Origin of the sequence: Prosthecobacter sp. (genome assembly GCF_049294395.1) — a bacterium.
In the GTDB taxonomy this organism is placed as follows: domain Bacteria; phylum Verrucomicrobiota; class Verrucomicrobiia; order Verrucomicrobiales; family Verrucomicrobiaceae; genus Prosthecobacter.
This window is the reverse complement of sequence record NZ_JBAQCR010000186.1, coordinates 20,535-28,356: the sequence shown is the minus strand read 5'-3', so window position 1 is coordinate 28,356 and position 7,822 is coordinate 20,535. Positions and strand designations below refer to the sequence as shown.

General features: G+C 59.2%; 9 protein-coding genes. 2 read left to right on the top strand and 7 right to left on the bottom strand.

Annotation, left to right across the window (positions count from 1 at the left end):
• From WAW39_RS12260 to WAW39_RS12240, 5 genes are all read right to left on the bottom strand, one after another.
• Positions 1-540: hypothetical protein (locus tag WAW39_RS12260; protein ID WP_422319183.1), on the bottom strand; the 540-nt coding region annotated here is incomplete at its 3' end.
• Complete coding sequence (locus tag WAW39_RS12255) at positions 537-1,460, bottom strand: ABC transporter permease (protein WP_422319181.1); 924 nt, start codon at positions 1,458-1,460, stop codon at positions 537-539. The genes WAW39_RS12255 and WAW39_RS12260, both read right to left, overlap by 4 nt.
• Positions 1,457-2,320: an ABC transporter ATP-binding protein gene (locus WAW39_RS12250; protein ID WP_422319179.1), complete on the bottom strand. Its 864-nt coding sequence runs from the start codon at positions 2,318-2,320 to the stop codon at positions 1,457-1,459. The genes WAW39_RS12255 and WAW39_RS12250 overlap by 4 nt, the downstream gene beginning before the upstream one ends.
• A gap of 15 nt (positions 2,321-2,335) precedes the next feature.
• Positions 2,336-2,614, bottom strand: a complete 279-nt coding sequence (locus WAW39_RS12245; protein ID WP_422319177.1) for an acylphosphatase — start codon at positions 2,612-2,614, stop codon at positions 2,336-2,338.
• Positions 2,614-4,089, bottom strand: coding sequence for a hypothetical protein (locus WAW39_RS12240; RefSeq protein WP_422319175.1), 1,476 nt, complete (start codon positions 4,087-4,089; stop codon positions 2,614-2,616). Before WAW39_RS12240 ends, WAW39_RS12245 begins: the two co-directional genes overlap by 1 nt.
• Positions 4,090-4,218: 129 nt before the next feature.
• On the opposite strand from WAW39_RS12240, the gene folP reads away from it, so the two are divergent.
• Together folP and WAW39_RS12230 are read left to right on the top strand one after the other, a co-directional pair.
• Positions 4,219-5,058, top strand: coding sequence for a dihydropteroate synthase (gene folP / locus WAW39_RS12235; RefSeq protein WP_422319173.1), 840 nt, complete (start codon positions 4,219-4,221; stop codon positions 5,056-5,058).
• 21 nt (positions 5,059-5,079) lie between these two features.
• Positions 5,080-5,937, top strand: coding sequence for a DUF2971 domain-containing protein (locus WAW39_RS12230; protein ID WP_422319171.1), 858 nt, complete (start codon positions 5,080-5,082; stop codon positions 5,935-5,937).
• A gap of 15 nt (positions 5,938-5,952) precedes the next feature.
• Here WAW39_RS12230 and WAW39_RS12225 read toward each other — a convergent pair whose 3' ends face one another.
• Complete coding sequence (locus WAW39_RS12225) at positions 5,953-7,089, bottom strand: hypothetical protein (protein WP_422319169.1); 1,137 nt, start codon at positions 7,087-7,089, stop codon at positions 5,953-5,955.
• 70 nt (positions 7,090-7,159) lie between these two features.
• Entirely contained in the window at positions 7,160-7,621 is a 462-nt protein-coding gene (locus WAW39_RS12220) for a c-type cytochrome domain-containing protein (RefSeq protein ID WP_422319167.1), read from the bottom strand.
• Positions 7,622-7,822: the final 201 nt, after the last annotated feature.

Sequence of the window (7,822 nt, the reverse complement as noted above, 5' to 3'; positions counted from 1 at the left end):
GGAGCTCAGGTAGGCGTCGCCAGAGGCTTTGAAGTCCTTGCTGCGGTTCCAGTGCAGGTCTCCCAGCTTTTGCCAGAGTCGGGGATTGTCCGGCATGAGCTTCAAACCCTCCTCCAGAATGTCCATGCCGCGCTTCACATAGTCATGGAACAAGGTGCCGCGCAGTCCCCCTTTCAGCTCTTTGTTGTAGAGGTAATACGATGCCGCATTGTAGGCCATGTGCCATGAGGCCTCCTCCCAGTAGCGCGCATTGCGCGGCTGGAGCTGCGTCACAAAGCCATAGTATTTGTCCACCTGCGCCCAGTTCACCCGAGTGAACTCCACATGGGCGCGCAGTTGAAAAACAGTGGCGATGAGCCCGCGCAAACCGCCGAAAGCTGCGGCAAGGCCCATCTGCCCCATGTTGCCCTTCACACCCAGATGCAGCGGCTCATCCACCAGATGCATCGTGCGCAGATCATGCGTCACCCGCTGCTCCAGCGGCAGTTTCAGCACACCAAAAATCAGCAGCACGGCGGCAGCCTGGAGTTTTCGTTTCATAGTTCCTTCTCCACAAAGACCAGGTGAGTGACGAAGAGGTACACTGTCATGTAGAGCGCCGCGATGCCGGTCATTTCATAGACCGCAATCCAAGGCACGATCTCTCCATTGGCCACGCTGTCCACGACGTCGAACTGTGCCAGGTCGGGGCAGATCGTGGCCAGCAGAAAGGTGGCGATGCGCGTGGCGGTGCTGCCGAGATTGGGCTGGAAGATGAATTCGCGGATCATCGCATGACCATGGCCGATGATGGTGATGCAAAAGGTGATGACGATGGTGAACAGCGTCGAACTCGCGATGCAGGAAAGCAGCAGGGCCACGGTGGTCACCACGGCGGCCTTCAGGAAGATGGCCCACACCGCCCAGTGCAGGTTCCAGGTGAGCCCCTGTCGGGCCACGATTTCACGGATCTGCGCCACCGCCTCGGGTGAATCCTGGTTTTCAGAATGCAGCTGAGACACGGCGGAGGCGAACAGCATGGACTGCTGCAGCCACAAGATCAGGCTCAGCACGGCATCAATGATGACAAGGCCTGAGGCGATGAGCATCAGCACTCCGAGCAGCTTGCCAAGCAGGTAGTCAAAGCGCGGCACCGGCTTTGACAGGATCGTGTAGAGAGTGCGATCCTCCAGGTCTTTCGGCAGCAGCAGGGCGGTGGCCACAATGCCGAAGACGATGCTGAACACCTGCAGCACGCCCAGGGACATGGTCTTGAACTGGCTGAGCTGCTGCTCGGGATTGATGGTGGAAAAGCCAAAGCCCATGGCCGCCACCAGCGCGCAAAACAGCAGCAGGAAGGGCAGGATTTTCATCCGCATCAGCTGCGTCATCGTCGCATAGGCCAGCGTCCACACGCGCCGGGGGGAGAAGCGCACCGGAGCCACGGAGGCGGCGGCAGAACTTGGGGTGGCTTGGCTCATGGTTTTTTCGGTTCGTTGGTTGCTTCAATGAACAGGCGTTCCAGCGTCGTGCGCGGGTGGCCGCTGCGCAGCAGGCGCGTGCCACCGCCTTCGGCCTTCACCAGCGCATCAATTTTTGCCAGCAGGTCAGGGGAGGCATTTTCAAGAACCAGCTCGGTTTGATTTTCCACGGCGATCAGTTCGTCCAGCCGTCCCTCACGCACCATGCGCCCGTGCGCCATGATGCCGACGCGGTCGCATACCTCCTGCATCTGCTCCAGCAGATGCGAAGTGACCAGCACGGTGATGCCACGCGAGCGGAACTCGATGATCAGATCGCGGATGATGCGCGAGCCGGAGGGGTCCACACCGGCGGTGGGTTCATCCAGCACGAGCAGCTGCGGCTCATGGATCAGGGCCTGCGCCAGGCCGAGTCGCTGCAGCATGCCTTTGGAATAACCGCCCACGCGCCGCGTCGCCGCATCTTCAAGCCCGGTCAGCGCCAGCATTTCCTCTGCACGGGATTTCAATTCATCCCCGGTCATGCCGCACAGCTTGCCGTAGAAGTGCAGGGTCTCGCGTCCGGTCAGGTGCTTGTAGAAATACGGATTCTCCGGCAGGAAGCCCACGCTGCGGCGGCTGGCCACTTCCGTGCTCGGGATGCCGAAGATGCTGGTGTTGCCTTCAGTCGCATTGAGCAGGCCCAGGATGGCCTTCATCGTGGTGGATTTGCCGGATCCATTCGGCCCGATGAGGCCGTAGACTTCACCTGCCTCCACCGTGAATGACACATCATGCACGGCGCGGAAGGCACCTTTGCCAAGGTGGCCTTTGAAGACCTTGGTCAGGTGGTTGACGGAAACGGCGGGCGCGGCGCTCATACGGGTTGGGAAAGGTTAATCACGCAGGATGCTGAATCCACGCAAGTTTGGCTCTGCGGCTATGGGTTGGACCTCTCGTTGCTTGATGTGCGAGCCCAGGCTGCTCTGCTGGATGTCTTCGAGGAAGGCGTCCAGTTCATCGGCCTCCAGTGACTGTGCCAGCAACTCCACACGGCCGTCGGGCAGGTTTTTGACCCAGCCGGTCACATCAAAGCCCGAGGCGATGCGTTTCGTGCTGTAGCGAAAGCCCACGCCCTGAACGCGGCCTGAATAGAGAACATGTTTTGCGGTCATCACTTCATCAAAAGTTTCAATGCGGCCCTGGCTTCTTCGCTGGCTGCTTCAATCAACACCACACCCGCATCGCTGCGATTGCGCAGCAGGCTGACAAACCGGCCCTGCGCGGTGAATTCACTTTCACCCTTGGTCTCGTAGCGTTGCTTCAAAGAGTTGATCATCGCCTTGTAAAACGCATCGGCGGAGGACTTGTCCATGAAGAGCGTCTGCCATGCGGCGTGGTCACGCTTGGCTCCGCCATCCGCTGCCCATGCCAGCAGACGATCCGCCACCAGCCCGCGTGCGCCGAGCGCGGCGTCTTCATCGGTGTTGTAGGTGCGCAGGGCTGTGACGCAGGCAAACTTGCCAAGGCAGTCGTCGAGATATGGCAGCACGCCCTTGAGCTTCACTTCCGCCAGTTGGATTTCCACCGGAGCGGGGCGCTCCTGATCGAGATAAATTTCCGGCTCGATGACCTCCGCCGTGCTGATGGGGGGGCGGCTATAGGCGGAATTGAGCTGCGGGAAACTGCCGGCGCTGTGCAGGGTCTGGGCAAAATCAAAACCCCGATTGAAAGGGAACAGCGCCAGCTCCCGCAGATAAGCCGGCATGGGCACCTGGTTGATCGGATGATCCGGGTCTTCCGCAGGCAGATCATCCTTCAGCTCGGAAGCCGGGTTTTGCAGCGAGTGCAGGAAGCGTGTGAGCGCCGCATCTCCGGCGATCAATGAATCCCGCGCCAGCCGCATGTCGGTCTTCATGGGGCCATGCTGAGGCTGATACAAAATGCTGCCGTATTCGCGCAGCAGCTGCCCAAAGGCAATCCCCAGCGGCTCGTTCGAAGTCACCGCAGGGCCGGAAGCCGTGGAGGCTTCGATCGTGAACATCGTTTCCGACTCATCGTCATACCAGCCGCCCAACAGGCGGGCCAGCAAGGCGGCACGCATGGGCAGGGGATCAATCGCTTCAGGAATCCAGCCCAGCGCAGCGAGTCCGCGCGCAAGTTTCTTTCCCTCTTCATTCGGCTGCTGGCGTTTGAGCCAGGCCAGGATGACTTTTTCCACCTCTTCCTGGCTGACCGCCGTCGTGACGAGGGGGAGCGCATGCAGCTTGCGCATTTTCATCATTTCCAAACCCATGCCCACAAAATCAGGTGCCACATCATCTTCACCACCCTTGGGTGTCATCTTCGCCACGTCCTTCATGCCCAGCATGCCGAGCTTTTGAATCATCTGCGCATTCTCATCCTTCAGGGCGTCATTCTGACCCTGGAGATATTCGATCTGACCTTCCAGCAGCACGATCTGCTTCTTGAGGTCTTCCACCGCTTTGTTGGTGACGTCGATCGGTGTCGCTTCTTGTTTTACCGCAGCCACCGGGGGCTGCATGTTCACCGCTGGCGGCGGTTCCGGTTTCATCCCCGCCAGAAACAAAGCCGCCGCACCTCCAAGCGCGAGGAGGATGATCAGCAGGGGGGCCGGGTTGAGCTTCATCATCAAACCATGCAGCGGGAAAACGGTGCGGGCAATATCACGGGCTGTTTTTCCTCGTACTTTTCTGCTTGGCGGAAACCCGATCCAATTCAACATACCCGGCACCGGGCTGAGCCGCCCGCACCACCCATGTTCCGCTGGCGATTTGGCAACCACGACCTCGATCTCACCCATCGCGGTCTCATCATGGGCATCGTCAACGTTACGCCCGACAGCTTTTCGGACGGCGGTCGCTTCAATGATCCCGGCCGTGCCGTGGAGCATGCCTTCACGCTGCTGGCGGAAGGTGCGGACATTCTGGACATCGGCGGCGAGTCCACCCGCCCCGGAGCCGAGCCAGTGAGCGAAGCCGAGGAACTGCACCGCGTGCTGCCCGTGATCCGCGCCGTGCGTTCACAAACCAAGGCGCTCATCTCCATCGACACCATGAAGGCCGCCGTCGCCCGGGCCGCATTGGATGCCGGGGCCGACATCATCAACGATGTGACCGGCCTGCGCGGTGACGCCGCCATGCCGCGCGTCGCGGCGGAATCCAAGGCGGGGCTGGTCGTCATGCACATGACCGGCACACCGCAGACCATGCAGACCCATCCGCAGTACGACGATGTCGTCGCTGCCGTGTCGGACTACTTTGAAAACCGCCTGCGCGTGCTCCAAAACGAAGGCATCGAGCCCGAGCGCATCGTGCTCGATCCCGGCTTCGGTTTCGGCAAAACCCTGGAGCACAATCTCACCCTCATGCGCGAACTGCCGCAGCTCGCCGCCCAGCGTCCTTTGCTCGTCGGCGTCTCACGCAAATCCATGATCGCCCGCGTCATGAATTCCGAAGCCATGGAAGACCGCTTCTGGCCCACCATCGCCCTCAGCGCCTACGCCCGCGAGCATGGCGCTCGCATTGTGCGTGTGCACGATGTGAAGCCGAATCGCGAGGCGCTGCGGATGATGGAGGCGATTTTGGAAGGCGCGTGATGCCGTTGGCAATTCACTCCCATGACACTTTTTCGCTATTTCGATCCCGTTGGCGGTATCAAGACTCTCGAGAACCGGACCATGCGTCTGGCCAGTCCTCTGGCTTTTAATGATCCGTTTGAGCTGACGCCGCGCCTAGAGAAACCATCCGACCAACTTCTTTTTGAGAGTCTCAAACAAAGACATATCATTGAAGACTATCTTGAAACGGCTGAAAAGCGGCAAAGGCTGAATCGCGTTGATGCCGAGAAAGAGTATTATGCAGTGGAGCTGCCAAAACGGTTTCTTAAACTCACGAGTGACAAAGGTTGGGCGGAAAAGGAAAAGCTGCTGAAGTGGGATTATGTTGGCAAAATCGCAGAACGTTTCCGCATCTTGTGCTGCTCGCATCGCCACGATTCTATCCTAATGTGGTCACATTACGCAGATAAGCATCGGGGTATCGTTATTGAGTTTGATCCTGATGAGTTTCTGCAAGGAACCTGTCTCAGCAAACATGCGCTCCAAGTGGTGTATCGAAGCAATCCACCAACGATTCCGGCACTGTTTGGTGATGATTTTACTGGATTCGAGCAGGCAATGAATCTCATGCTCTCGACTAAAGCATTGGAGTGGAGTTATGAGGAGGAGGTTCGCATCTCATTTCCCATTCCAGATGGCTTGAAGAAAGATGAGGCGTACGATCAATCCTTTGATCCAGGATGCATCAAGCGGGTCATTGTTGGCTGTTACAACCATGCAGATGCAAAGGTGTATTCAGCCATTGAAAAAATAGCAGGAGAATCAGACTTCGCGCATGTCCGATTCCAGCGTGCCTATTTGGACTCTGATGACTACAAACTTCGCTTCGCAGATCGGCCCAGTGTTCCAGTGCGATGACAGCTCGTCATACATTCACGCGCCAAAATAAGGAATGCCCAGTTTCTGCGCCAGACGCCTCGGCCTGCGCATCGCCTCAGTCATGCGCACTGCTTCATCCGCTCCGCGCAGATCCTTGCAGTCCGGATGCGCTTCAGGGGATTCAATGAGGCCGAGCTGGTGCAGCACATGCGCCGTGCTGTGCTTGTAGGGCGAGGCGCTCATGCGGTCATCGAGACGGAAGACGAGGTCCTCGAAGGACTGGAAGGCTTCGAAGAGTTTATAAACGCGGGTGTCAAAGCGGCCGGTGCCGGTCTTGAATTTCTTGTCGGCCACGCTGTCGAGCAGCCACATGTCGCGGGCAGCGCAGATGAGCGGGCAGGCGCTGACGCCCGCACCGATGAGCAGGGGCAGGCCGAGCTTGATGGCGGTGGCGATGCCGTAGTCATCGCCGCTGTGCGGGGAGAAGGGCAGGTTCAGCCCTTTGCACATGGCAGCCCAGTAGTGGAAGTGCGGCTCGTCGAGCGTGCTGACCTTGCCACCCACATAACTCGGGTGTAGCGCGATCTCATGGAACAGCCACGGATCAAACGGCGTGGCCCATGGCACAAAGGAAGGCTCCAGCGCATGCGCGAGGCCGGGGCGGATGAGATGCTCGGCGATCTGGAAGTAAGCATCGCGTCTCGGCTCGTTCTCCAGTGTGTTGAGCAGCTTGCTGGTCATGATCATCATCTCGCAGTTGTCATGCTCCTGCGCGATGTCGAGCAGCGGCCAGTAACGCTCCGCTTTGAATGCGGTGTCATTCTCCGCTCCGCGTGCCGTCACGCCCGCGATGAAGCGCTGCTCTGGAAATTCCGCGCGGAAGCGCTTCAGCACTTCGGCATACAATTCATTGCTGAGATCAAAGATGTACCCGGTGTCTGCATTGAGCACGAAGACCATCTCCACGCCGTAATGCGCCGCGCACTGCTGCATCCAGCGCACGCATTTGGTGAAGCCGTCCCAGTCGGGCTTCTTGTCCTTGAAGGGCAGCAGCGTGGCCACGCAGAGGCGGGCCTTCGTGGTGTGATCGACGAGTTCCTCCTCGCTGGTGTAGGCCCAGACCGTCTCGTTCCAGGCGGTGGAGGGCTGCAAATCTGCGGGATTCGAAATGAGGGCGCGATGGTCTGCCATGCGGCCAGTAGAGCATGACCAGTCCGAGGGGCCAAGACGAATTGCGAATGCCGGAGATCGGAAATTCTGATTACCGAATGATCTTCAGCGTCCCCGCCTTGCCCGCCGGCCATGGCGCACCTTCCTTGACCCACTTCGTGAGGATCGCGTATTCATCCGACGTCAAACGTTCACCCACAGCCGGCATGACACTGGCATGTTGATGGGCGGTCTTCACATTTGCCACGAGCAGGCTGCTCTCCGGATGCCCCGGCACAATGTAGGCCCCCAGCGCACCCGAGCGAACCGCCTCCTTGCGGTTTTCGAGACTCCCGTGGCCGGGCAGCGCCTCGCGGTTGTGGCACATCACACATTTCGCCTCCAGCACCGGCTTCACATGCGCCGTGAAATCGACGGGGCCGGTCTTGGCCGCATGGATCGTCTCCTTGCTCAGCACATTCTCACCCATCGGCTTGGTTTCCGAATCGGGGGGCGTGGCGCAGGATGCGAGAACCAGTGCGCACAGCAGACTGAAGTGGTGTCGGATGTTCATGAGACAATGGAGTGCGGAATGTTGAAGTATGCAATATGGCAGTCTGCTCATATCTTGAAGGCAGCTTGTGCATTTCAAGTCGTTTAAAGGGGGGCGTTTGGCACAAATAGCCGGATGGCTTGTGTCGCGGCCTGTCCTATCTGCGGGCAGCGGCGCTGGGAGCACCCTCGCATTTTACACTCGCAGGACAGGCTCGGCTGC